This is a genomic window from Achromobacter sp. FW305-C-30-7 (assembly GCF_058783105.1).
In genome coordinates this window covers 375,452-396,787 of record NZ_JBYSYI010000006.1, presented here as the reverse complement: position 1 = coordinate 396,787, position 21,336 = coordinate 375,452, and the positions used below count along the sequence as shown (strand labels likewise).

Annotated in this window: 24 protein-coding genes; 9 read left to right on the top strand and 15 right to left on the bottom strand. The window is 66.4% G+C overall.

The features are described from left to right. Positions 1 to 39 precede the first annotated feature (39 nt). Both AC3WOB_RS21720 and AC3WOB_RS21715 read left to right on the top strand, forming a co-directional pair. Positions 40 to 591, top strand: coding sequence for an OmpA/MotB family protein (locus AC3WOB_RS21720; RefSeq protein ID WP_013394232.1), 552 nt, complete (start codon positions 40 to 42; stop codon positions 589 to 591). 108 nt (positions 592 to 699) lie between these two features. Beyond that, the gene (locus AC3WOB_RS21715) at positions 700 to 1,131 is read left to right on the top strand and encodes a hypothetical protein (RefSeq protein ID WP_492276141.1); all 432 of its coding nucleotides are present in this window, start codon (positions 700 to 702) and stop codon (positions 1,129 to 1,131) included. Positions 1,132 to 1,166: 35 nt separating this feature from the next. Here AC3WOB_RS21715 and AC3WOB_RS21710 read toward each other — a convergent pair whose 3' ends face one another. The 3 genes from AC3WOB_RS21710 to AC3WOB_RS21700 form a co-directional block, all read right to left on the bottom strand. Continuing rightward, positions 1,167 to 2,132, bottom strand: coding sequence for an OmpA/MotB family protein (locus AC3WOB_RS21710; RefSeq protein ID WP_207472598.1), 966 nt, complete (start codon positions 2,130 to 2,132; stop codon positions 1,167 to 1,169). After that, entirely contained in the window at positions 2,129 to 3,019 is an 891-nt protein-coding gene (locus tag AC3WOB_RS21705) for a motility protein A (protein ID WP_013394229.1), read from the bottom strand. The genes AC3WOB_RS21710 and AC3WOB_RS21705 overlap by 4 nt, the downstream gene beginning before the upstream one ends. Before the next feature lie 226 nt (positions 3,020 to 3,245). Further along, positions 3,246 to 3,809 carry a GNAT family N-acetyltransferase gene (locus AC3WOB_RS21700; RefSeq protein ID WP_207472599.1) on the bottom strand — a complete coding sequence of 188 codons (564 nt, stop codon included), beginning with the start codon at positions 3,807 to 3,809 and terminating at the stop codon, positions 3,246 to 3,248. A gap of 102 nt (positions 3,810 to 3,911) precedes the next feature. Here AC3WOB_RS21700 and AC3WOB_RS21695 point away from each other — a divergent pair, with 102 nt between their 5' ends. Next, positions 3,912 to 5,654 carry an NYN domain-containing protein gene (locus tag AC3WOB_RS21695; RefSeq protein ID WP_492276140.1) on the top strand — a complete coding sequence of 581 codons (1,743 nt, stop codon included), beginning with the start codon at positions 3,912 to 3,914 and terminating at the stop codon, positions 5,652 to 5,654. Positions 5,655 to 5,678: 24 nt separating this feature from the next. On the opposite strand, the gene AC3WOB_RS21690 is transcribed toward AC3WOB_RS21695, so the two are convergent. Then, positions 5,679 to 6,473, bottom strand: coding sequence for an AraC family transcriptional regulator (locus tag AC3WOB_RS21690; protein ID WP_492276139.1), 795 nt, complete (start codon positions 6,471 to 6,473; stop codon positions 5,679 to 5,681). Between the two features lie 98 nt (positions 6,474 to 6,571). On the opposite strand from AC3WOB_RS21690, the gene AC3WOB_RS21685 reads away from it, so the two are divergent. From AC3WOB_RS21685 to AC3WOB_RS21675, 3 genes are all read left to right on the top strand, one after another. Beyond that, positions 6,572 to 6,838, top strand: a complete 267-nt coding sequence (locus AC3WOB_RS21685) for a hypothetical protein (protein ID WP_492276138.1) — start codon at positions 6,572 to 6,574, stop codon at positions 6,836 to 6,838. A gap of 94 nt (positions 6,839 to 6,932) precedes the next feature. Then, the gene (locus tag AC3WOB_RS21680) at positions 6,933 to 7,439 is read left to right on the top strand and encodes a 2-thiouracil desulfurase family protein (protein WP_013394224.1); all 507 of its coding nucleotides are present in this window, start codon (positions 6,933 to 6,935) and stop codon (positions 7,437 to 7,439) included. After that, positions 7,429 to 7,746, top strand: a complete 318-nt coding sequence (locus AC3WOB_RS21675) for a hypothetical protein (protein WP_492276137.1) — start codon at positions 7,429 to 7,431, stop codon at positions 7,744 to 7,746. The genes AC3WOB_RS21680 and AC3WOB_RS21675 overlap by 11 nt, the downstream gene beginning before the upstream one ends. Before the next feature lie 60 nt (positions 7,747 to 7,806). On the opposite strand, the gene AC3WOB_RS21670 is transcribed toward AC3WOB_RS21675, so the two are convergent. The 3 genes from AC3WOB_RS21670 to AC3WOB_RS21660 form a co-directional block, all read right to left on the bottom strand. Next, the gene (locus AC3WOB_RS21670; RefSeq protein WP_492276136.1) at positions 7,807 to 8,778 is read right to left on the bottom strand and encodes a tripartite tricarboxylate transporter substrate binding protein; all 972 of its coding nucleotides are present in this window, start codon (positions 8,776 to 8,778) and stop codon (positions 7,807 to 7,809) included. Between the two features lie 128 nt (positions 8,779 to 8,906). After that, complete coding sequence (locus AC3WOB_RS21665) at positions 8,907 to 9,485, bottom strand: hypothetical protein (protein WP_492276135.1); 579 nt, start codon at positions 9,483 to 9,485, stop codon at positions 8,907 to 8,909. Positions 9,486 to 9,604: 119 nt separating this feature from the next. Further along, complete coding sequence (locus tag AC3WOB_RS21660) at positions 9,605 to 10,063, bottom strand: carboxypeptidase regulatory-like domain-containing protein (RefSeq protein ID WP_492276134.1); 459 nt, start codon at positions 10,061 to 10,063, stop codon at positions 9,605 to 9,607. A gap of 77 nt (positions 10,064 to 10,140) precedes the next feature. On the opposite strand from AC3WOB_RS21660, the gene AC3WOB_RS21655 reads away from it, so the two are divergent. After that, entirely contained in the window at positions 10,141 to 10,761 is a 621-nt protein-coding gene (locus AC3WOB_RS21655; protein ID WP_013394219.1) for a TetR/AcrR family transcriptional regulator, read from the top strand. Between the two features lie 47 nt (positions 10,762 to 10,808). Here AC3WOB_RS21655 and AC3WOB_RS21650 read toward each other — a convergent pair whose 3' ends face one another. Beyond that, the gene (locus AC3WOB_RS21650; RefSeq protein WP_492276133.1) at positions 10,809 to 11,204 is read right to left on the bottom strand and encodes a hypothetical protein; all 396 of its coding nucleotides are present in this window, start codon (positions 11,202 to 11,204) and stop codon (positions 10,809 to 10,811) included. Positions 11,205 to 11,316: 112 nt separating this feature from the next. On the opposite strand from AC3WOB_RS21650, the gene AC3WOB_RS21645 reads away from it, so the two are divergent. After that, positions 11,317 to 12,213 carry a LysR family transcriptional regulator gene (locus AC3WOB_RS21645; RefSeq protein WP_492276132.1) on the top strand — a complete coding sequence of 299 codons (897 nt, stop codon included), beginning with the start codon at positions 11,317 to 11,319 and terminating at the stop codon, positions 12,211 to 12,213. Between the two features lie 48 nt (positions 12,214 to 12,261). On the opposite strand, the gene AC3WOB_RS21640 is transcribed toward AC3WOB_RS21645, so the two are convergent. The 7 genes from AC3WOB_RS21640 to AC3WOB_RS21610 all read right to left on the bottom strand — a co-directional run bounded on the left by AC3WOB_RS21640 (position 12,262) and on the right by AC3WOB_RS21610 (position 19,915). Beyond that, a complete protein-coding gene (locus AC3WOB_RS21640) occupies positions 12,262 to 13,656 on the bottom strand; it encodes a M20 family metallopeptidase (RefSeq protein ID WP_492276131.1) in 1,395 nt (464 codons plus the stop codon). Continuing rightward, positions 13,653 to 14,624: an ABC transporter ATP-binding protein gene (locus AC3WOB_RS21635; protein WP_492276130.1), complete on the bottom strand. Its 972-nt coding sequence runs from the start codon at positions 14,622 to 14,624 to the stop codon at positions 13,653 to 13,655. The genes AC3WOB_RS21640 and AC3WOB_RS21635 overlap by 4 nt, the downstream gene beginning before the upstream one ends. Continuing rightward, complete coding sequence (locus tag AC3WOB_RS21630; protein WP_013394214.1) at positions 14,621 to 15,610, bottom strand: ABC transporter ATP-binding protein; 990 nt, start codon at positions 15,608 to 15,610, stop codon at positions 14,621 to 14,623. Before AC3WOB_RS21630 ends, AC3WOB_RS21635 begins: the two co-directional genes overlap by 4 nt. Before the next feature lie 2 nt (positions 15,611 to 15,612). Further along, the gene (locus AC3WOB_RS21625; protein ID WP_013394213.1) at positions 15,613 to 16,524 is read right to left on the bottom strand and encodes an ABC transporter permease; all 912 of its coding nucleotides are present in this window, start codon (positions 16,522 to 16,524) and stop codon (positions 15,613 to 15,615) included. Position 16,525: 1 nt separating this feature from the next. After that, positions 16,526 to 17,443, bottom strand: coding sequence for an ABC transporter permease (locus AC3WOB_RS21620; RefSeq protein WP_013394212.1), 918 nt, complete (start codon positions 17,441 to 17,443; stop codon positions 16,526 to 16,528). Between the two features lie 65 nt (positions 17,444 to 17,508). Continuing rightward, entirely contained in the window at positions 17,509 to 19,080 is a 1,572-nt protein-coding gene (locus AC3WOB_RS21615; protein WP_492276129.1) for an ABC transporter substrate-binding protein, read from the bottom strand. A 100-nt stretch (positions 19,081 to 19,180) separates the two neighbouring features. Continuing rightward, entirely contained in the window at positions 19,181 to 19,915 is a 735-nt protein-coding gene (locus tag AC3WOB_RS21610) for a GntR family transcriptional regulator (protein WP_492276177.1), read from the bottom strand. Between the two features lie 222 nt (positions 19,916 to 20,137). On the opposite strand from AC3WOB_RS21610, the gene AC3WOB_RS21605 reads away from it, so the two are divergent. Then, positions 20,138 to 21,334, top strand: a complete 1,197-nt coding sequence (locus tag AC3WOB_RS21605; protein WP_492276128.1) for a pyridoxal-phosphate-dependent aminotransferase family protein — start codon at positions 20,138 to 20,140, stop codon at positions 21,332 to 21,334. The last annotated feature ends 2 nt before the right edge of the window (positions 21,335 to 21,336 follow it).

Below are 21,336 nucleotides of genomic sequence, written 5' to 3'. Positions count from 1 at the left end.
CGCTCGCGCTGCCGTTTTACAACATCGGCGGAGAGAAATATGAAACCAGGCAAACTTGCTGTAATGGCGTGCTTAATGCTGGCGGTCTCGGGTTGTGTTACCAAAAAGACCTATGACAAAGAAGCCCAGATGGCGGCTGAGTATGCCGCCCTCAACCAAAAGCTCACGGCAGAGTTGAGCGGCGATCGCGCGCAGATCACGCAATTGCAAAATGAGCTCAAGGTGACGATGGTCAACGAGATACTTTTCCCGGAAGGCGGCTGGAGGCTTAGTCCGAAAGGTGAACAGACTCTCGCAAAGATTGCCCCTACACTTTCCAATCTGCCGGGGCAGCAAGTCGTTGTGCAGGGATACACCGATAACGAACCCATCGGCCCGGAGCTGAGATCGCAGTTCCCCTCCAATCTCGAACTGTCATCCGCAAGAGCGGACAACGTCGCGCGTTTCCTGACCTCTAAGGGCGTTCCGCCGAATTCGATTTCGGCGCAAGGCTTTGGTGAAGCTCGCCCCGTGGCGAGCAACTCGACGCCTCAAGGCAAGGCGCAGAACCGGCGTGTCGAGATCGTGATTACGTCTGCCGGACGTCCGTAGCCCATTTTTTCCAGCCAGAGCGCGCTTGTGAACGAGGCCTGGGATTGTTCCGGATTTGAATGTTGGGGAAATTCTCTGATCGGACGATCCAGGGCCGGGAGGCGCGGCATGATTTGGGAAGATGATTGGCTTTGGGGTTTGCCATTATTCGTCGCAACTATCGTCATGCATGTCACGGCATTCATGACCATGGCCAGGATTCTGGCTGCTGCGCCGTCCCATTGGGGCCAAAGCAAGATTCTCTTTGGCTTATCCGTTGCAATCTTTGCATTATTTGCGGCGGTCCTCCACGCTTTAGAGGCGTTTGCGTGGGCTTTGCTCTATGTGCACATAGGCGCCGTCCATAGTCTTACCGAAGCAATGCTCTATTCGCTGGAGGCCATAACAAGTTATGGGCACGCGCCGGCGTTCCTGCCGCCGCATTGGCAGTTGGTCGGAGCCATTGAGGCGGTGAACGGGCTCATTCTATTTGGCCTCACCACGGCATTCTTCTTTGCCGCGATCCAGAACGATCGATCAAGAAGCATAAGAATGCCGTAGCGCACCACTTGTGCGTGCTGCGGCCGTTCGATCGCCTAGCCTTGGCTGGCGTTGCTTGCCGGCGCGGCAGGCGCCGCACTCTGCGCCGCCTTCTGCGGCGCCGTGATGTCCATGATGAGTTCCACGCGCCGGTTGGCTGCCCGACCGGCCTGGGTGTCGTTGGACTCGATGGGGCGGGTCTCGGCATAGCCCACGGCGCGCAGGCGCTGGGCCGATACGCCGTCGCGGACCAGCTCGCGCAGCACGCTGGTGGCGCGGCTGCTGGACAGTTCCCAGTTGGACGCGAATTGCCGGGTCTGGATGGGCACGGGGTCGCTGTGGCCCTCGACCGAAACCTGGTACTCGTTCTTGTTGAGGATGGCCGCCAGGCGCTTGATCACGTCCAGGCCGGTGGGGCTGAGCGTGGCCTGGCCGGACGGGAACAGCAGTTCGTTGCTGATGCGGAAGCTGACGGACTGTTCGTTGATGATCACGTCCACCGATTTGCCCAGGTCGCCCAGGCCCAGCGATTCCTTGGAAGGCGCTCGCAGCGGCGGGGCGGCTTCGGCGACGACCTCGCCTTCCTGGGCGGGTTGTTGCGCCGAGGCAGAGGCTGCGGCTACGGCGACCGCCGGGGTCTCGGCCTGCGCCCAGCTTGCGGGAATCTGCACGGCATCGAATTCGGAGTATTCGCCGTCGTAGGCGGGCAGGCCGCTTTCGGCCAGCGTGCCGACCAGTTCCACGGGTTGTTCCGACTGGCCGAAGGCGCCGCCGTGCAGACGCGTGAGCGCCAGCAGCACGACCAGCATGGCCAGCAGCAGGGTGATCAGGTCCAGGTAGCTGAGCAGCCAGTTTTCCGAGTCTTGCTCGACGGTCTCTTCGACGTGCCAGCGGGCGTAGCGGTCCTTGCGGTCGCTCTTGCTGGGACGCCAACCGCCGTTGGCCGCGGTTTTCTCGGCGCGTAGCTGGGCCTGGCGGGCCTGTTCGATCCGCTGCGCCAGGGTGGGGGAAATCAGGCTCATTGGCGCGCGGCGGCAGGGCGGGCGATGGAAACGGGCTGGGTTGCGGGCTTGGCGGCGGACTTGGCCTGGCCTTCCGTCTTGGCTTGCGCGGCGGCCTGGGGTTTGGCGTCCGCGCCGCCGTCGTAGATCTCGTCCTCGACGTGCATGACGAAGGAATTCAGGGTTTCACGCACCACCGCCGGGCCGCGCTTCTCGCACATCATGGCGATGCCCTGCAACACCATGTTCATGGATTCGACGCGCCTTGCGGTGCGGCGCTCCAGCTTGAGCGCGATCGGCTTGCACACCAGGTTGGCCAGCAGGATGCCGTAGAAGGTGGTCATCAGGCCGATCGCCAGTTGCTGGCCGATCATCTGCATGCTGCCGTCGCCCAGCACCGACATCAGGTTGATGAGGCCCACCAGCGTGCCCAGCATGCCGAAGGCCGGGGCGAAGGTCGCCATGACACGGAACATCTGGGCTTCGGCCTGCTCGCGGGCGCGCAACCGCGCCACGCGCCATTGCAACAGTTCGATGATCTGGTCTTCGGGCGTGTTGTCGATGATCAGCTGCACGCCGGTGCGCAGGAAGGGGTTACTGACCTTCTTGAGTTCCTGCTCGACCTTGCGGACGTCCGTGTTCATCCACAGCTGGGCCATGGACACCAGCTCTTCGATGTCGCGCTGCTGGTCGTGCTGGTCGTTGCGGAAGACGGTGCGCACCAGCTTGAAGACGCGCAGCACTTCGGACAGCGGGTAGGCGATGAACACGGCGGCCGCGGTGCCACCCAGCACAATGGCCAGCCCGGGCAGGTTGATATACATGCCGGGGTCGGTGGCGGCCAGGGCCACGACGATAACCAGGGTGAGCAGGCCGACGGCGGCGCCGATGACGGTAGACGGATTCATGGATCTTGCCCGATAAACATAGGCATTCCATGCGCGGAATGCCGGACTTTCGGGAATTCTAGCCATGACGGGCCTGGGTCAATTGGCCGGAAAAAGGGGCGAAAAGGGCGGTAAGCGGCGGCTTGGACCGGCTATCGGGCCGGCGCGATCCAGGAAATAATGGGGACGGGTTTATTCATCAAACGCCCGCCGTTTGCGCCGGCGCGCTTGCGGCCTTGCGCCGGCCCTAGCGGCTTTGCCGGGCCAGCCATTCCTCGCGGGTGATCTCCCAGATTTCAGTAGGGAGGCGGCCGCTGACGTAGCCGCGTTCCTCGGTACCGACCAGGCGCATGCCCCCGCGCTCCGAAATCCTGCGCGAGGCGACGTTGACGGCGGCTTTGGGCGCGCGCAGCAGCGGCTTGCCCAGCACCTCGAACCAGTAGGCGGTGGCGGCTTCGCTGGCCTCGGTCATATAGCCGTGGCCGTGATGGGCGGGGTCCAGCCAGAAACCGCGGTTGTTCCAGGGATCGTCGTCCATCAGGCTGACGATGCCGATCAGGCTGCCGGGCGCCTGGCGGGTGCGGATGGACCAGTGCCACTCCTTGCCCCGCCGCATCGCAGGGATCGCCACTTGCTCCAGATAGTGGCGCGCGCCGTCGGGCGGGTAGGGCCATGGCACTTGATCGACCAGGTAGCGCACCACTTCCCACTGCGGAAACAGGCGCTGGATGGCCTCGGCATCGCCGATTTCCAGGGGCTGCAGGACGAGACGATCGGTGGCAAGCGCCGGGAACAAGGGAGCTTCTGGCATGGCTGCTGGGTAGGTGCGCCGCGGATGGGCGGCAGATATGTATATCATGAGCGTCATCTGGCGGCGTCTCGCCCGACAGCCGCCATCGCATTGGAGCAAAACATGAATACCCCCAACGAAAACGTCAGCATGGCGCTTTTCTGTGATTTCGAGAACGTGGCGCTGGGCGTGCGCGACACCAAGTACCAGAAATTCGACATCCGGCCGGTGCTGGAACGCCTGCTGCTCAAGGGCAGCATCGTGGTCAAGAAGGCCTATTGCGATTGGGAGCGGTACAAGGAATTCAAGGCCCCCATGCACGAGGCCAATTTCGAACTGATCGAAATTCCGCATGTGCGCCAGTCCGGCAAGAATTCGGCCGACATCCGCCTGGTCGTGGACGCGCTGGACTTCTGCTACACCAAGTCGCACGTCAACACCTTCGTGATCATCAGCGGCGATTCCGATTTTTCGCCCCTGGTGTCCAAGCTGCGCGAGAACAATAAGAAGGTGATCGGCGTGGGCGTGAAGCAGTCCACCTCGGACCTGCTCATCGCCAACTGCGATGAATTCATCTTCTATGACGACCTGGCGCGCGAAGGCCAGCGCGCGGCGGACGCGCGCCGAGACAACCGTGGCGGCGCCGGCGCAAGCCAGCAACGCCGCACGCCCGACGAAGAGCGCCGCCGCAAGGAAGAACTGGAGGCCCGCAAGACCCAGGCCGTCGAGATGGTTGCGGAAACCTTCGAAGCGCTCATGGCCGAGCGCGGCGACAGCGGCAAGGTCTGGGCGTCGGCGCTGAAGGACGCGCTCAAGCGCCGCCGGCCGGATTTCAACGAGTCCTACTACGGCTTCCGCGCCTTCGGCAACCTGCTGGACGAGGCGCAGTCGCGCGGCCTGCTGGAAGTCGGACGCGAGGAAAACGCCGGCACCTATGTGTACCGCGATAGCGCAAGCGGCGCGCCGGTCGCGAATCGCGCCGCCGCCGATGGCGCCTCCCGTTCCGCCCCGGCCCGCCAACCGGCTGCGGCCGACGCCGGCGATGCGCAAGGCGGCGCAGCCCAGGAAGAATCCCGCTCCCGCTCCGGCCGCAAGTCGCGTGGCGGGCGCAAGTCGGGTGGCGAGGGCAGGGGAACCGGCCAGGTCGCCGAGCAGGGCGCCAGCGGCGAAAACGCTGTGGCGCCGGCCGAAGCTTCAGCCGTAGCGTCTTCCCCCGAGGCTGCCGAAACTGACTCCGCAACGCCGACCAAGGCGCCGGCGGCAATCGCCGCGCAATCGCCGGCAGCAACGCAAGCAAGCGCCCAGGCCGACGCCGCCAGAAAGGCTGGCGAGCAAGCGGAAGCCGCCAGGGTGGATGCCCTGCGGGCCGACGCACTGGTTCGGGCGCAGGAGTCCAAGCCTGTCCAGCCCTCGCGCCTGCCGCCCATGCCCAAACCCTTGCCGCAGGCGCGCCAGCCGCTGCCGGCCGTGAATATCGCTGAATGGACCTTTGCCCCGCCCGCCGCCGAAAGCCGCAGCCAGCCCGCGAGCAAGACGCCTGCCAAGGTATCCGATCCGTTCGAGGGCGGCATGGTCAGGACTGCCGTCAGGGAAGAGCCCAAGGCCAGCAAGTCCGTCGCGGACCAGCCTGCGGCGGAAGCGCCCGCAGCTGACAAGCCCGCAGCGAAGCGCGCCGCGACCCGCAGCCGCCCCGCGGCCAAGAAGACCGCCGCCAAGACTGCGCCTGCGAATCCGGCGCCGGCCGAGCCGGCAGCCGCAGCGGCTTCCGAGGCTCCCGCCAAACCCGCCCGCAAGGCTGCCAGCAAGACCGCCAGCAAGGCAGCTCCCCGCGCGCGCCGGGCCAGCAAGACGGCCGAGGAGTCCTGAACCAGGCTTCAGGGCTGACAGCGTTTAGCCGCCCGGGCCGTTGTAGCGGCCCGGCGTGGCGCCCAGTTCGCGCTTGAACATGGCGATGAAGGCGCTGACGTTGTCGTAGCCCAGTTCCAACGCCACCGTGGTCACGGCGGCGCCTTCCGCCAGCATTTCCTGCGCCCGCATCAGGCGGGCGCGCTGGCGCCATGCCCCCAAGGTCATACCGGTTTCCGCCAGGTAGCGGCGCGCCAGCGTGCGCGGCGACATGCCGATCACGGCGGCCCATTCTTCCTGCGTCCGCACGTCCGAAGGTTGGTCCGACAGCGCAAGCGCCAGCCGTTGCAAGCGCGGGTCGCGGGGCAGCAGCAGCGCCTGGCCGGCATGCGGCAAGCTCCTGATTTCATCCCGGATCACTTCAATCAGGCGGCTGCGCGCCGGTCCCATCGTGTCGTCGCCCCAGGATGCGGCGCGGTCCACCGCGGCCAGCAGCAGATCCGAGGCATGCAGCACGCAGGGCGCAGCGGGCAACCCGGCGCAGGCCGCGGGACTCAGATACGCGCTATAGCCGGCGTAGACGCCGTGCGAGTACAGCCCATGCGGCTGGTTGGGGGGAATCCAGACGGCTTGCCGGGACGCCACCACCCATTGCAGGTCCCCCGCGTAGACCGTCAGCAAGCCCCGATAGGCGCCCAGCAACTGCCCTCGCGCATGCTGGTGCATGGCGGTGTGGCGCAGCGCGCCGTCCTGGCTGCGCACGGCGATCAGCCTGGGGCCGCCGCGCGACCGGGCGCGTTGGGGATCGAGCAAGGGAGGGCGGGGAGGAGGAATTGCCATTGGCAGAAAGACGGTATTGAATGGCTGGATCAACGCAGACCTGCCATGCGGGTCCCGTCTATCGTAACGCCTGTATCGGACACCAACAGGAGTTGGACATGAAGGCATGCGACATCTTGCCGGACGGCGTGGAACGAGGCGATTTCAAGGGCGTGGAGGTCAGGAAGGGGACCGTGGGGGCTTTCCTCGCGAACGCCCGCGTCTGCCTCGACCCGCAGGCGCCGGCCCAAGCCGTGGCCGTGGCGCGGCAGGACATCCAGGAGGCCTTGCCTGCGTTGAACGCGCTGGGCCTGTTCGAAGTGCTGCAAGTGCGCGATCCCGCCCTGCGCGCCTGGATGCGCGAGAGCGGCGTGGCCGGCTGCTGATCCCGGGGCTGGCGGGCAGCCAGGCTGCCAGGCAGGGTGCTCTATCATGCATGCTTTGGATTCGGGCCTGGCAGCCCAACACGTCGGATTACGCATGCAATACGTTCTGGTCAGTTCCTGCCTCTTGGGCAACCCCGTGCGCTACGACGGACGCAGCGCGTCCCACGACAACCCAGTGCTTGGCCGGTGGCGCGACGAGGGGCGGGTGGTGGCCGTCTGCCCGGAAATGGCGGGCGGCATGCCGGTACCGCGCCCGCCGGCCGAGATCGAGCCTGCCGCCGACGCGGCGGCGGTGCTGGCCGGCCGCGCCCGCGTCATGGCGGTGTCCGGCGAGGATGTGACCGCGCCCTTCGTGCACGGCGCGCAAGCGGCGTTGGAGGCCGCGCGCAGGCAGGGCATCGGCATCGCGGTGCTGAAAGAGGGCAGTCCTTCCTGTGGCAGCGGCTACGTGTACGACGGCCATTTCGCCGGCCGCAAGCAGCCCGGCGTGGGTGTGACGGCGGAACTGCTGCAACGAGCCGGCCTGCGCGTCTTCAGCGAAAAGCAATGGCAGGAAGCCCAGGCCTGTCTGGACGGCCTGGAGGCGGCCGATGGGCGTTGACGTCGGCGACCTGCTGGTGCTGGCGGCTGTGGCGGGCTGCGCGGTCCTGGCGTGGAAGGCCGCGGTGCGCGCGGGACGCAGCAAGGGCCTGCTGCGCGTGGCCGGCGCGGTCAGTCTGGCCTTGTCCGCCTTCTTCTTCTACGCCTGGTACGCGCAATACCTGAAGTGGGACTTCAACGAACTGGGCCGCTATTACGACCCGGTCGACCAGGTGGTCTACACGGATGCCGGATTCGTCTGGGTTTTGCCCGCTGGCGCCTTGCTGGCCGTCGGCCTGCTGTGCGCCTGGCGGGGCTGGCGGCGCTGAACCGCCGCATCCCCGAACTCCCGAATCCCGCCGCGTGGGTTGCCGGCCTGCGGCCTGCCCCTATTCGCTGCGGATGTTGGCCTGCTTCACGATCAGGCCGTTGTCGGCATATTCCTTCTGCACCTGGGCCGCGAACTGCTCCACCGTGCCGGGCGACATGATGTTCAGCGCGTCGGTCAGCGGCTTGCTGATGTCCGGCATGGCGGCGATCCGGTTGATCAGGCCGTTCATGCGCTTGCGGAAATCCGGGCTGGTGCTGGCCGGCGCGAAAAAGCCGAAGGTGGAAGTCATGTTGGCCATGGGATAGCCCAGTTCGGCCAAGGTGGGCGTGCCGGGCCGCGCCGGCAGCCGGGCTGGCGAGCCCACGGCCAGCAGGGTGAGCTTGCCCTCGTCAATCAGCGCATTGACCGGGCCGGAGGCATTGACCAGCATCAGCGTGAACTGGCCGCCCAGGGCGTCGGGCACCATCTGCGCCATGCCCTTGTACGGCACGTGCGTGATGCGCACGCTCGCTTGGCCGTTGATCTGTTCCAGCATCAAGTGTCCCAGCGATCCCACGCCGGCGGTCGCGAGCGACAGGCCGCCGGGATCGGCCTTGGCCTGGGCCAGCATGTCCTGGAAGGACTTGCCCGTGAACTTCGGGCCGCCCACCAGATAGACCGGTGAATACATCACGGACGCCACGGGCGCCAGATCCTTCAAGGGGTCATACAGCGTCTTCATTACATGCGGCGACAGCGTGACCGGGCTGACGGCGGTGAAGGCCAGGGTGTTCTCGTCATGGGCTCGCGCCACCGTGTTCATGCCTATCATCCCGCCTGCGCCGCCGCGGTTTTCCACCACCACCGGCCGGCCCAGTTCCGCCGCCAATTTTTGCGCGAAGGCGCGCGCCGTGTTGTCGACGATGCCGCCCGCGCCATAGGGCACGACGATGGTCATGGCCTTGGCGTCGGCCTGCGCCTGCGCGGCGGCCGAGAACGCGCAGGCCGCGCCGATGGCGCACAGCCCCGCGATCCGCTTGAGATTCAACATGCTTTCCCCTTGTCATGCCCGGCGGCCTATCCGCCGGGACGCGGCAACGGCCTTCCAATGAGGCGCGCCGGCATGCAGTGTGTGCAGGCCGGCGCGGCGGGACAAGCGGGAATACCCGGAATCGCGCTTCAGTGCGCGCGATAGCCGCGGCTGGTCATGCAGGAATCGAGCGCGCGGTTGTAGGAATCCACCATGACCTGGGTGGTCCATTGCGTGATGGTGGCCGGGTCATAGCCGCTCTGGTTCATGGCCCAGCGCTGGCAGTCCACGGTGGCGTTGGCCTGCGCGCTGTTGACCGGCGGTACGGATTCGTATTGCACCGGCTCATACTGGGGCTGGGGCGCGGCATAGACGGGCGGCGCCTCATAGACCGGCGCGTTGTAGACGGGGGCCGCGTAGACCGGCGGGCTGGTGTAGCCCACGCCCGACGAGTAGACGCCTGCCTGGGTGTAGGAAGGTCCGGAATCCGCCGCCAGCAGCAGGCCTATGGTGGCCAGCGCGAACGCGCCGCCTATCCACCAGCCGTCGGAACTGCTGCTGCCGCCATGGTAATTGTGATATCCGCCGTGGTATCCGCCGCCGTGATATCCGCCGCCATGGCCGCCGCCCCAATAACCGCCGCCGCGCCCGCCAGCCAGGGCAGGCGCGCTTGCCAGGGCCAATGCCAGCGCCGCGACGATGGCCATACGGCCAGAAAACCGCTTCATGATCTTGCTCCTGATCCGTCTCGGGGCGGGCGCAACGCCTGGCCCGGGCCGGTATTCCTACTTTACTGCCTGGCCGTTGCCATAAAGTGTCTCAAGCGCTACCGAGATTTCAACTGATTTCAGCGGGGCGCGGGCGACGCCTGCCGGTCGGGCCAGTTGTTGCAGGAATGCGACTCGCCGGGGCGCAGGGTGATTTGCGGCTTGTCCTTGAAATACGCGGCGTCGCGGTCCAGGGTCATGTAGGTTTCGTAACCCGCTTTTTCCACGCACCAGTTCCAGAAGTAGACCTGCGAGCCGTGGATCACCATGGATTCAGCGCGCCATTCCCGCAAGGCCTCGAACGTGGCGCCGCCGTCGGCCGCGCTGCGGGTTTCATTGCGGAACTGTTCCCGCCCATAGGGAAAGGTGCTGCTGATCAACACGACGCGGGCATCGGCCAATGGATGGGAATTTTCGTCCAGCACCGTGGCGTGGGCGTCGGGCTGCATGGTCTTGTAGACCGGGTAGGGCACGCAACCCGAGACCAGGCTGGCGACGGCGATGGCTGCAACAGCAGGCCAGTACTTTGGATATGACATTGCAATGGTTGTATCCGTGCTGGAAGCCGTGGGTAAAACCAGTGGCTAAAAGCGCCGAAGGGTAGTATTTTCTCGCGATGATTACGGCACGACCTACTTCTTTACCGCAAGACAAGCGTCTCACCAAGGGTGAACGCACACGGGCTCAACTTCTGGAAGTCGCGGCGGCGGAATTCGCGGAACGCGGATTCCAGCATACCCGGATCAGCGACATCGTCGCCCGGGCCGGCGTGACCCAACCTGTCTTCTATCAATACTTCGCCAGCAAGCAGGCGGCCTACGACGAACTGGTGGGCTTGTTCGCCCAGCGCTTGCGGCAGGCCATCGGCCAGGCGCGCTTGCCCGATGATCTGCAAGGCGCCGAACTGGCCGGGCGTCTGCGCCAGAGCGTAAGCGGCCTGCTCGCCATCCTGCAGGAAGATCCCAACCTGACGCGCATCGGCTTCTTCCAGGCCGCCGAGGCCGAGGCGCTGAAGGACGAACTGGTGGCGATGATCGCCGGCAACGTGGGCGCCGAGCAGCAGGCCGGCCTGTTCCGCGATGACATACCGTCCGACTGGTTCGCCCAATCGCTGATGGGCATCATCGAACGGTTCACGCGGCAGACGCCGGATGCAGCGCGGCAATTGGTCCTGGCGGAATTCATTGCCGATCTGCTATTGGACGGGATACGCAAACGACAACGACAAGCCTCCTAGCCGGAGGCTTTTTTTTGGCCTCGAGGCCGTCCCAGCCTGTTCAATCCTCAAGCCCAGGTCTCTTGCAGATGCGCCCATTTTGGCTGGCCGCCGGCCTGAACCGTGAACAGGACGGTGGCGCGCCGCTGGGTGGCGCCGGCGCTCCAGGCATGGCGCTCGCGGTAGCTCAGCAAGACCGAAGCCGTGTCGGCATGCAGCACGGCCAGCTCGTCGATATCGATCTTCAAGCCTGGGCGCGCACCGCGCAGGCTGGCGAACAGGGCAGGCAAGGCCGTGGCGGACAGGCGCTGGCCGTCGGCCGCGATCATGCTGAAGCCAGGCGCAAAGCTCTCCAGCAGGTCGGCCAGTTGGCTGTCCGATGCGTCGGGTGTGCCTATCCATTGTTCGATGCGGATATGGGCGTCGAGCGCCAGGCGCTGGCAGTGCGAGGAAAGGTCGGACATGGGGTTGGATTCCGGAAAGGGAGCGTCATTCTAGGAGTCCTGTCGTTCCAAAAAAATGCCTTATGAATAGATATACTGTTCGTGTTTTTTTGACAATTCATAGCTGCCTTCCATGATCAATCTGAATCGTCTGGCGATGTATGCGGCGGTGGTCGAGGCCGGTTCGTTCACGGCGGCGGCCGATGCGCTGGGCACGACCAAGGCGGTGGTCAGCTTCAATATCAAGCAGCTGGAACAGGAACTGGGCGTGGCGCTGTTGACGCGCAGCACCCGGCGGCTGGCCCTGACCGAGGCGGGCGAAGGCTTTTACGGCCATTGCGCCCACCTGCTGCGCGAGGCCGAAACCGCCGTGGACGAGACGCGTTCCGGGCAGGCGGCCTTATCGGGCAGCCTGCGGGTCACGGCGTCGGTGGACTACGGCAACCTGGTGGTGGCGCCGGCGTTGGCGGCGTATGCGCGCGAGCATCCCGCCCTGCGGGTCAGCTACCGCGCCGGTTCGGCGCATGCGGACCTGATCGCCGAGCGGCTGGACCTGGCGATCCGGGTGGGGGCGCTGGAAGACTCCAGCTACCGCGCCACGCGGATCGGCCAGTTCAGGTTATGGCTTGTGGCCAGTCCCGCGCTGCTGGCCCAGCACGGCATGCCGCGCACGCCGCAGGCGCTGGCGGCGTTGCCGTGGCTGGCCAACAGGCCGGGGCGCAGTGACCGCTGGCGGCTGACGGACGGCAAGGGCCGCGAGCATGAACTGCGCGTGGCGCCGGTGGCGCAGGCCGATACGGCTTCGGCGCTGCTGGCGTTTGCCGTAGCGGGATGCGGAGTGGCCGCGCTGCCTGATTGGCTGCTGCAAGAACCGCTGGCGCGGGGTGTACTGCAACGCGTGCTGCCCTCGTACACCTTGCCGCGCCAGGAGGTTTACGCGGTCTATCCCGACACCCGCCACGTCAGCGCCAAGGTGCGGCGCTTCATCGATTTCCTGCGGGCGCGACTGGGGCAGTCCGGCAAGCCTTAGGGGCGGCGCAAGTTCCTTTTGAACTTGCACAGGCCCTGGCGTCGCGTCTCAGCGCGTCAATGCCGGCGTGCCGCCAGCGCCCAAGTCCCAATACAGTCCCGTCATCAGGCTCAACGCCTGCCGCAGCAAGGCCGGCGGCAGGTGTTCGTTCGGCGCGTGCTGGGAGCAGCCAGGATAGGAATGTGGCACCCAGATCGTGCGCAGGCCCAGCACGTCGGTGAAGATGTCGTTGGGCAGGGAGCCGCCCAGGTTGGGCAGCACGGCGGTCTTGGCGCCAGAGGTGCGTTCCAGCGAATCCACCGCCCAGCGCACCCAGGCGTCGTCCGGGTCGATGCGGGTGGCGCGGAACATGTTCTCGCGCGTCAACGTTATCTGGACCATCGGGAAGCCCTGGCGGTCCAGGTGTCGGCGCAGGGCCGGGATCAGGTCGTCCGGGTCCACGCCCACCACGAAGCGCAACTGGCAACGCGCCCAGGCGCGCGGCGGAATGGCGTTGACGGGGGTGTCGGGGTTTCCGGTCTTGTAGGCCAGGACCTCGAACGAGCACCAGCCGAACACGCGCTCGGCGGGCGACAGGCCCGGTTCGCCCCACCAGGGTTCGATCTCGGGACCGTCGGCGCCGCCGTCCACCTGGCAGTCGGCCAGGGCGCGCCGCACTGCGTCGGGCAGCTCGCGCGGCACCCATTCGGGGATGCGGATCTGGCCGGTGGGCGAGACCAGCGTGGATATTGCATGGGCCAGCTGGATGCCGGGGTTGGAAATCAGGCCGCCCCAGTTGCCCGAATGGTGGCCGCCCGCGCGGGCCTCGATGCTGAGGTCGAAGTTCAGGCTGCCGCGCGCGCCCAGGAAGATGGTGGGGCGTTCGGCGCTCAGCCGCGGCCCGTCCGAGGCGATGAGCAGGTCCGCCGCCAGCATCGCGCGATGTTCCTCGCACAGGTCGCGCAGGCCCATGGAGCCGGTTTCCTCGCCCATCTCGATCAGGTACTTGGCGTTGAAGCCGAGCTTGCCGCGCGTTTCCAGCACCAGCCGCAGCGCTTCCATGTTGATGCTGTGCTGGCCTTTGTTGTCGGCGATGCCGCGGCCGTACCAGCGGCCCTCGGACTCGGTCAGCGCCCAGGGCGACAGGCCTTCCTTCCATTCCTTTTCCAGGCCGCGAATGACGTCGCCATGGCCGTAGCCCAGCACGGTGGGCAGGGCCGGATCCTCGATGCGTTCGGCGTACAGGAACGGCGCCAGCGCCTTCGGGTGCGTGAGCGTGCGGCAGGTAAATCCCAGCGCCTCGAAGGCGGGCCGGATCTCGGCTTCCAGATAGGCGGCGAGTTCGGGCGCGCGCGCCGGATTCTGGCTCTCCGTGGGCTGTGCCAGGCGACGCGCCAGCAGGGCGCGGAACGCGCCGGAATCAAAACACTGTTCCGCCTGGGCGATGGCTTGTGCGCGGGTCATGATGGCTGGACTCCGTTGGGGGTAGGGGGATAGAGGTGGCAGGCCACCACGGATTGCTCGCGCCGGATCAATGCCGGGCGTTCGGTCTTGCATTGCGCCATGGCCTGTTGGCAGCGTGGATGGAAGGGGCAGCCGGGAGGCGGGCGCAACGGGTCCGGGAAGGACAGGCCCAGCCCCATGTCGGGGATGCCCAGGCCCGGTTCGGGCGTCAGCACCGAGGCCAGCAGCGCCTGCGTGTAGGGATGGCGCGGGTCGTGGAACAGCTGCGCGGTGGCGGCGGATTCGACTACCCGGCCTAGATACATCACCGCCACATGGGTGGCGATGTGCTCGACCACCGCCAGGTTGTGGCTGATGAAGACGTAGGTCAGATTGAATTCGCGCCGCAGGTCCATCAGCAGATTCATGATCTGCGCCTGCACCGAGACGTCCAGCGCCGAGGTCGGCTCGTCGCAGATGACGATTTCGGGATGCATCACCAGCGCGCGTGCGATGGCGACGCGTTGGCGCTGCCCGCCGGACAACTGGCCCGGCGTGTTGTGGGCCAGCCGTGGCGGCAGGCCGACGCGTTCCAGCATTTCGATGGCTTTCTGCTGCTTGGGATTGGCGATGCCATGCACTTCCAGCGGCAGCGACACGATGGAGGCGATGGAGCGGCGCGGATTCAGCGAAGAATACGGATCCTGGAAGATCGGCTGGACACGGCGCGCCAGGGCGCGCCGGCCGAGGCTGCGTATGTCCTGCCCGTCCAGGCGGATCGCGCCTTCGGTCGGCGGCGTCAGGCCCAGTAGCATGCGGGCCAGCGTCGATTTGCCGCAACCGGATTCGCCCACGATACCCAGCACGGCGCCGCGCTCCACCGCCAGGTCCACGCCATTGACCGCATGCAGGGTGCTGCGCGGCCGGAACATGCCCGAGCGGATCGAGAACTGCCTGCTGACGGCCTCGGCTTGCAGCAAGGGGCTCATGCCGGGACTCCTTCGGATTCTAGGATGCAGCGCCATTGCTGGCCGGAAGCGGCACCATGCACGGGCACCTCATCGCGGCATTGCGGCTGGGCATGTGGGCAGCGGTCGCGGAAGGCGCAGCCTTGCAACTCGCCCACCAGCGCCGGCACCACGCCGGGTATGGTGCCCAGCGCCTCGCCGGGCGGCGTGCGCCCGGGCACGGGAATACAGCCCAACAGTCCTTGGGTGTAGGGATGGCGCGGCGACGCGAACAGTTCCGCCACCGGTCCTTCCTCGACGATCTGTCCGGCATACATCACCGCGACCTGACGCGCGATGCGCGCGACCACGCCCAGATCGTGGGTGATCAGCACCATGGCGATACCCAGTTCGGCCTGCAGGTCGGCCAGCAGCCGCAGGATCTGCGCCTGGATGGTGACGTCCAGCGCGGTGCTGGGTTCGTCGGCGATCAGCAGTTCCGGGCCGCACATCAGCGCCATGGCGATCATCACGCGCTGGCGCAGGCCGCCCGACAACTGGTGCGGGTACTGGGATAACCGTTGCCCGGCCGAGGCGATACCGACCTTCTCCAGCAGCTCGACCGCGCGGTCGCGCGCCTGCTGCGCGCTGGCTTTGCAATGGTGGATGTAGTGCTCGGTCAACTGCTCGCCGATGGCGTAGGCGGGGTTGAGCGCCGTCATCGGTTCCTGGAAGATCATGGCCATCTTGCTGCCGCGCAGCGCGTTGATGCGCCGCCCGCGCGCGGCCGACAGGTCTTCGCCCAGTACCGACAGCCGGCGGGTGCTGCGCTGCGCGGCCTTGGGCAGGAGGCCCATGATGGCCAGCGAAGTCATGGACTTGCCGCAGCCGGATTCCCCCACCAGGCATAGCGTTTCGCCGCGCCGGACCTGGAACGACACGTCGCGCACCGCGTGCAGGGCGCCGCGCGGCGTGGCGATGTCGACGGTCAGGCCCTGCACGTCCAGCACGATGTCCGTGTCGCTCATGCTCAGCCCCTCTCTTCAGGCGTCAGGAGTTGATGCAGCCCGTCGCCGGCCAGGTTGATCGCGAAGATCAGCAAGGCCAGCGCCGATCCGGGGATGGCGATCAGCCAGAACGAGAAGAACATATAGGCCTTGGCCTCCGAGATCATCAGGCCCCAGGAGGGCAGCGGCGGCTGCACGCCCAGGCCCAGGAAGGACAGTGACGCTTCCAGCAGGATGGCGCTGGCGGCCTCCAGCGTGGCGATCACGATCAGCTGCGGCACCACGTTGGGCAGCACTTCGCCCCAGACGATGCGCCAGGTGGAGGCGCCCGCGGCTTGCGCAGCCGCCACGTATTCCAGCGAGCGCACCTGCTGCGTGGCGCTGCGCATCACCACCGCGTAGCGGTCCCACTTGAGCAGCCCCAGCACCAGGATCACCACCCACAGCGAGCCGCCGACGATGGCGACGGTGGCCAGCGCCACCAAGATCACGGGCATGGACAAACGGGTAGTGATCAGGAAGGACACCGCCATGTCGACCTTGCCGCCGAAGTAGCCGGCCGCCATGCCCATGGCTGTGCCGATCAGGCCCGAGATCAGCGCCACGCTGATGCCGATCAAGAGCGAGATGCGGGCGCCGTAGAACAGGCGTGACATATAGTCGCGGCCGAGCTGGTCGGTGCCCAGCGGATGCAGCCAGGTGCCCTTGGCATACCAGACCGGCGGCGCGGTGCGGTAGGCCAGGTCCTGGAAATAGGGATCATGCGGCGAGATCCAGGGCGCCAACAGCGCGATCAGCACGATGACGAGCAGGATGCCGCCGCCGGCCAGCAGCGCCTTGTTGCGGCGCAGCCGCCGCCAGCGCAGGGCGGACGCCGACAGTTCCAGCGGGGGCTGGACGCCGGGAGCGGACGGGGTCAGGGTAGGCGTATTCATGTCAGGACACCCGGATGCGCGGGTCGAGCCACGCGTTGGCGATATCGGCCGCCAGGGTCAGCAGCACGTAGAGCACCGACAGCAGCAGCACGATCAGCTGCATCACGGGATAGTCCTTGTAGGTGATGCTCTGGTAAGCCAGGTAGCCCAGGCCGTCCAGCGCGAAGATGGTTTCGATGACGACCGAGCCGCCCAGCAGGTAGCCCAGCTGCACCGCGGCCAGCGCCACCACCGGCACGATGGCGTTGCGCAGCGCGTGCTTGAAGACGATCTTGCGCGCCGGCAGGCCCTTGGCGCGGGCGGTGCGTATGTAGTCGGCGGCCAGGACCTCGATCATGCCGGCGCGTATCAGGCGCATGAAGGCGGGCGCGACGTAGTAGCCCAGTGCGATCGCCGGCATGACGAAATGCTGCCAGCTGCCGCTGCCCGACACCGGCAGGATGCGCAGCGAGATCGAGAACAGCATGATCAGGATCAGCGCGAAGAAGAAGTTGGGCAGCGCCTGCCCCAGCACGGCGACCGCCAGGCAGATGCGGTCGATCAGGCTGCCCTTGTACAGCGCGGCCAGCACGCCCAGCGGAATCGAGATCAAGAGCGCGAAGGCCAGCGCGCCCATGCCCAGCAGCAGCGTGGTCTTGAGCTTGGAGAGGATCAGCGGCCCGGCCTCGGTCTTGAAATACACCGAGGTGCCGAAGTCGCCCTGCAGGATGTGCCAGAGCCAGTCCGCGTACTGCACCGCCAGCGGCCGGTCCAGGCCGTAGGTCTTGCGGATCATGTCGATGTCGGCCTGGCGCGCGCCTTCGCCGGCCAGGGCCAGCGCCGGGTCGCCGGACAGGTGCAGCAGCAGGAACGCCAGGATCGAGACCGTCAGCGCCACCAGCACCGCCAGGCCCAGGCGCCTGATCGTGAAATACAGCATAGGGCTTCCTCTTCGTTGGACTCACGCCGGCCCGGCGCGATGCCGGCCCGGCGCGGGTCCGCGCCTTATTTCCAGCTCATGTCCCAGAAGCGCACCAGTTCGTCCGAATAGGGCTTGAAGTTCACGTCCTTGGTGGCCACGTAGTAGGCAGGCAAGGTCCACAGCGGCACCGCATAGGCCTTCTGCGCGATCAGGTCCAGCGCCTGCTTGTAGGCGGCGTTGCGCGCGGCGCTGTCGATGGTGCGGTCGCCCTTGGTGAGCAGGTCGCGCACCTGCGGGTCGCGAGTGACGTCGTCGTTGCCGAAGGCGAAGTACACCGGCGTGGAGGCGGACACGTCGTTAACCAGGTTGGAGCCCCAGGTCTGGTGCGTGAGCGAGGCCTTGTTGGCGCGGATCATGTCGCGCATGGCGGCATACTGCAGGAAGTTGAGCTTGGCGCGGATGCCCACCGCCTGCAGGTAGTTGATGATGGCTTCGGTCTGGTTGCGCTCGCGGTAGGCCACCAGGTCGATGTCAAAGCCGTTGGGGTAGCCGGCTTCCGCCAGCAGCTTCTTGGCCTGGGCCGGATCGTACTTGTAGACTGGCGCGCCTTCCTGCGTGCAGCCCGTCTGCGAAGGCGTGCAGATGGTGTTGATGAGGCCGCCGCCTTCGCCCACGATGTTCTTCAGCATGGACTCGCGGTCGATCGCGTGGATGATGGCGCGGCGCACGCGTTCGTCTTTCAGCTGCGGTGCCGGCGTGCCTTCCTGGATGTTCATCTGCATGAACACGATGCGCATGGTGTTGCCGGTGACCATCTGCAGCGAGGGCATGCCGCCCAGCTGTTCGGCCTGGTCCTTGGGCACGCTCATGATCAGGTCCTCGCCGCCCGAGATGACTTCGGCCATCTGCGTCTGGCGGTCGGGGATGAAGCGGATCACCACCTTGCCGATCTTGGGCTGGGCCTTGGGCGAATCCTTGAAATAGTCGGCATTGCGTTCCAGCGTGATGGACTTGCCCGGCTGGTAGTCCACCACCTTGTAGGGCCCCGAGCCCACCGGCTTGGCGTTCATGCCCTTGGGGCCGACTTCCTGGTAGTACTTGGCTGGATGGATGGCGGCGGTGGTGGACAGGTATTCCTTGGCGCCGGGGAAGGGCTCCTTGGTGATCAGGCGCACCTTGTACTTGTCGATCTTCTCGACCTTGTCGATCCAGGCCACGTTCTGCTGCGTCACGGCCTTGTTCTTCGGATCCGCCACGTAGTTCAGCGTGTACACCACCGAGTCCGCGTCGAACTCTTCGCCGTTATGGAACTTGACGCCTTGGCGCAGTTCGAATTCCATGGTCTTGTCGTCGACCTGCTTCCAGCTCTTGGCGAGCTGGCCCTTGTATTCGTTGGTGACCGGGTCGCGGTAGAGCAGGGTGTCCCAGACGTTGGCGGCGATGATGACGCCGATCCGCACGTTGTTGTAGTAGGGGTCCACGCTCTCGGGCGCCTGGTCGTAGGCCATGCGCAAGGTGTCGTCCTTCTTGCCGGCCAGCGCCGGCTGGGCCGCCAGCGTGGCGCAGGCCAGCAGGGCGGCGGCCAGGGCCTTGAGGGGGATGGGGCTGCGCCGGGTTGGCGCGGATGCTGCGGGGGTGATGCGGAAATCAGTCATGGTGAGGCTCCTGTGGAAGTCACTGCACGTACTGCGTATCTGCCATCTTCTATTGATGCGGGCGGCGTGGCCCGCTGTACTGCTTGTGCAAGAGGGGACGTCAGCCCGAATCGGCCACTGCCGCGGGCGGTTGGGCCAGGGTCTTCAACGCCGCCTCGCACTTGCGCTGCAAGTGCTGGCGCATGATGCCGGCCAGCCGGTCGGCGTCGCGCGCTTCCAGGGCCTCGGCCATCTCGATGTGCTCGCGCATCGCCAGATCCCATTTCTGGCGGTTCTCGTTCGAGACGAAGCGCAGATTCTGGATGCGCGCATTCTGGGCGTCGTACAGCTGCTTGAGCAGGCTGTTGTGCGCGGCCAGGCTGATGCGTTCGTGGATCGCGCGATTGGTCTGGAAGTAGGTCGGCAGGTCGTGGCGTGCGTGGCTGGCCATCATTTCGTAGGTCAGCGCGCGGATCTCGGCAATCTCGGTGTCCGTGGCCCGTTCGCAGGCCAGCCGGCAGGACATGGCTTCCAGCCCGCCTATGACCTCGAAGGCCTCGCGGATGTTCGCCTCCGACAGCGCCACTACCTGCGCGCCGCGGTTCGGTTCGATTTGCACCAGCCCTTCGGCGGCCAGCACGCGAAAGGCTTCGCGCAAGGGCGTGCGGGACACGCCCAGCAGGTCGCAAAGGGTGCGCTCGTTCAGCCGCGTGCCGGGCGGGAATTCACCCTGGATGATGCGTTCGCGCAATTGCCCGGCCACCGTAGCCGGCAGCGTGCGGCCGTTGCCCGCGCCGCGGGCCGCAGGCGGCGGCGCGGCTTCGGCAGCCACGCTGGCGGCGCCGGAATCAGGCATCAGGCTGGAAACGCTGCTCATTGGTATACAAAAATTCCCCGTGTTTTGCGAGACTATAAACCTGTACTTCCGTATCGCCCGATGGGTGTATACCCTAGGTTATTAACGTAAAAACAATGGGATAGAGTGACGCATGCCGCAAGTCCGCATGCCGGGCAACTCCTGCTTGTTTGCTTGGCGCCTTTTGCTGGTATACAAAAATATTCCACTTTGGGACTACGCATGCTTACCCTGAACAGTCATCCGTCCGGCCGGCATTTCCTGCAGATTCCGGGGCCGACCAACGTACCCGACCGCGTGCTGCGCGCCATCGACCAGCCCACCATCGACCATCGCGGACCGGAGTTCGGCGCGTTGGGCCTGGCGGTGCTGGAAGGCATCAAGCAGGTGTTCCAGACGCAGTCGCCGGTGGTGATCTTCCCGTCGTCCGGCACCGGCGCCTGGGAGGCCGCGCTGGTCAATACCCTGTCGCCCGGCGACCGCCTGCTGATGGTCGAGACCGGCCATTTCGCCAGCCTGTGGCGCAAGCTGGCGGGGCGGCTGGGCCTGGAAGTGGACTTCCTGGAAGGCGACTGGCGCCACCCTGTGGACGCGGCGGCCATCGCCGCCCGCCTGGCTGACGACCAAGGGCGCAAGATCAAGGCCGTGTGCGTGGTGCATAACGAAACCTCCACCGGCGTGACCAGCGACATTGCGGCCGTGCGCGCCGCGATCGACGGCGCCGCGCATCCGGCGCTGTTGATGGTGGACACGATCTCATCGCTGGGCTCCATCCACTACCGCCACGACGAATGGGGCGTGGACGTGACCGTGGCTGGTTCGCAAAAGGGCCTGATGCTGCCGCCGGGCCTGGCCTTCAACGCCGTCAGCGCACGCGCCCTGGCCGCGGCCGACGTGGCGAAGCTGCCGCGTTCGTACTGGGACTGGCGCGAGATGCTCACCGCCAATGCCCGCGGCTACTTTCCGTACACGCCTTCGACCAATTTGCTCTACGGCCTGCACGAGGCCCTGGCCATGCTGCGCGAAGAAGGCCTGCCACAAGTCTTCGCGCGCCATCAGCGCCACGCCCAGGCCACGCGTCTGGCCCTGGCCGGCTGGGGATTGGAACTGCTGAGCCTGGACCCGGCTGCGCACAGCCCGGCGCTGACTGCGGCGATCATGCCGCAAGGCCACAGCGCCGACGCCTTCCGCAAGGTGGTGCTGGAACGCTTCGACATGTCGCTGGGGCAGGGCCTGGGCAAGCTGACCGACCGCGTGTTCCGCATCGGCCACCTGGGCCACTTCAACGACCTGACGCTGTGCGGCACCTTGGCCGGCGTGGAAATGGGCCTGGCCGCGGCAGGCGTGCCGCATCGAGCGGGCGGCGTGCAGGCGGCAATGGAATTCCTATCCGGGGCGCGGACAAACATCGCGGCCTGAGA

Bases quoted from the DNA above. Each gene is read 5' to 3' on its own strand.
- AC3WOB_RS21700 (WP_207472599.1), bottom strand. From the start codon at position 3,809: ATGCCAGAAGCTCCCTTGTTCCCGGCGCTTGCCACCGATCGTCTCGTC.
- AC3WOB_RS21605 (WP_492276128.1), top strand. From the start codon at position 20,138: ATGCTTACCCTGAACAGTCATCCGTCCGGCCGGCATTTCCTGCAGATT.
- AC3WOB_RS21715 (WP_492276141.1), top strand. From the start codon at position 700: ATGATTTGGGAAGATGATTGGCTTTGGGGTTTGCCATTATTCGTCGCA.
- AC3WOB_RS21615 (WP_492276129.1), bottom strand. From the start codon at position 19,080: ATGACTGATTTCCGCATCACCCCCGCAGCATCCGCGCCAACCCGGCGC.
- AC3WOB_RS21625 (WP_013394213.1), bottom strand. From the start codon at position 16,524: ATGAATACGCCTACCCTGACCCCGTCCGCTCCCGGCGTCCAGCCCCCG.
- AC3WOB_RS21670 (WP_492276136.1), bottom strand. From the start codon at position 8,778: ATGTTGAATCTCAAGCGGATCGCGGGGCTGTGCGCCATCGGCGCGGCC.
- AC3WOB_RS21620 (WP_013394212.1), bottom strand. From the start codon at position 17,443: ATGCTGTATTTCACGATCAGGCGCCTGGGCCTGGCGGTGCTGGTGGCG.
- AC3WOB_RS21695 (WP_492276140.1), top strand. From the start codon at position 3,912: ATGAATACCCCCAACGAAAACGTCAGCATGGCGCTTTTCTGTGATTTC.
- AC3WOB_RS21680 (WP_013394224.1), top strand. From the start codon at position 6,933: ATGCAATACGTTCTGGTCAGTTCCTGCCTCTTGGGCAACCCCGTGCGC.
- AC3WOB_RS21675 (WP_492276137.1), top strand. From the start codon at position 7,429: ATGGGCGTTGACGTCGGCGACCTGCTGGTGCTGGCGGCTGTGGCGGGC.
- AC3WOB_RS21705 (WP_013394229.1), bottom strand. From the start codon at position 3,019: ATGAATCCGTCTACCGTCATCGGCGCCGCCGTCGGCCTGCTCACCCTG.
- AC3WOB_RS21685 (WP_492276138.1), top strand. From the start codon at position 6,572: ATGAAGGCATGCGACATCTTGCCGGACGGCGTGGAACGAGGCGATTTC.
- AC3WOB_RS21665 (WP_492276135.1), bottom strand. From the start codon at position 9,485: ATGAAGCGGTTTTCTGGCCGTATGGCCATCGTCGCGGCGCTGGCATTG.
- AC3WOB_RS21690 (WP_492276139.1), bottom strand. From the start codon at position 6,473: ATGGCAATTCCTCCTCCCCGCCCTCCCTTGCTCGATCCCCAACGCGCC.
- AC3WOB_RS21720 (WP_013394232.1), top strand. From the start codon at position 40: ATGAAACCAGGCAAACTTGCTGTAATGGCGTGCTTAATGCTGGCGGTC.
- AC3WOB_RS21660 (WP_492276134.1), bottom strand. From the start codon at position 10,063: ATGTCATATCCAAAGTACTGGCCTGCTGTTGCAGCCATCGCCGTCGCC.
- AC3WOB_RS21650 (WP_492276133.1), bottom strand. From the start codon at position 11,204: ATGTCCGACCTTTCCTCGCACTGCCAGCGCCTGGCGCTCGACGCCCAT.
- AC3WOB_RS21655 (WP_013394219.1), top strand. From the start codon at position 10,141: ATGATTACGGCACGACCTACTTCTTTACCGCAAGACAAGCGTCTCACC.
- AC3WOB_RS21710 (WP_207472598.1), bottom strand. From the start codon at position 2,132: ATGAGCCTGATTTCCCCCACCCTGGCGCAGCGGATCGAACAGGCCCGC.
- AC3WOB_RS21610 (WP_492276177.1), bottom strand. From the start codon at position 19,915: ATGCCTGATTCCGGCGCCGCCAGCGTGGCTGCCGAAGCCGCGCCGCCG.
- AC3WOB_RS21645 (WP_492276132.1), top strand. From the start codon at position 11,317: ATGATCAATCTGAATCGTCTGGCGATGTATGCGGCGGTGGTCGAGGCC.
- AC3WOB_RS21630 (WP_013394214.1), bottom strand. From the start codon at position 15,610: ATGAGCGACACGGACATCGTGCTGGACGTGCAGGGCCTGACCGTCGAC.
- AC3WOB_RS21635 (WP_492276130.1), bottom strand. From the start codon at position 14,624: ATGAGCCCCTTGCTGCAAGCCGAGGCCGTCAGCAGGCAGTTCTCGATC.
- AC3WOB_RS21640 (WP_492276131.1), bottom strand. From the start codon at position 13,656: ATGACCCGCGCACAAGCCATCGCCCAGGCGGAACAGTGTTTTGATTCC.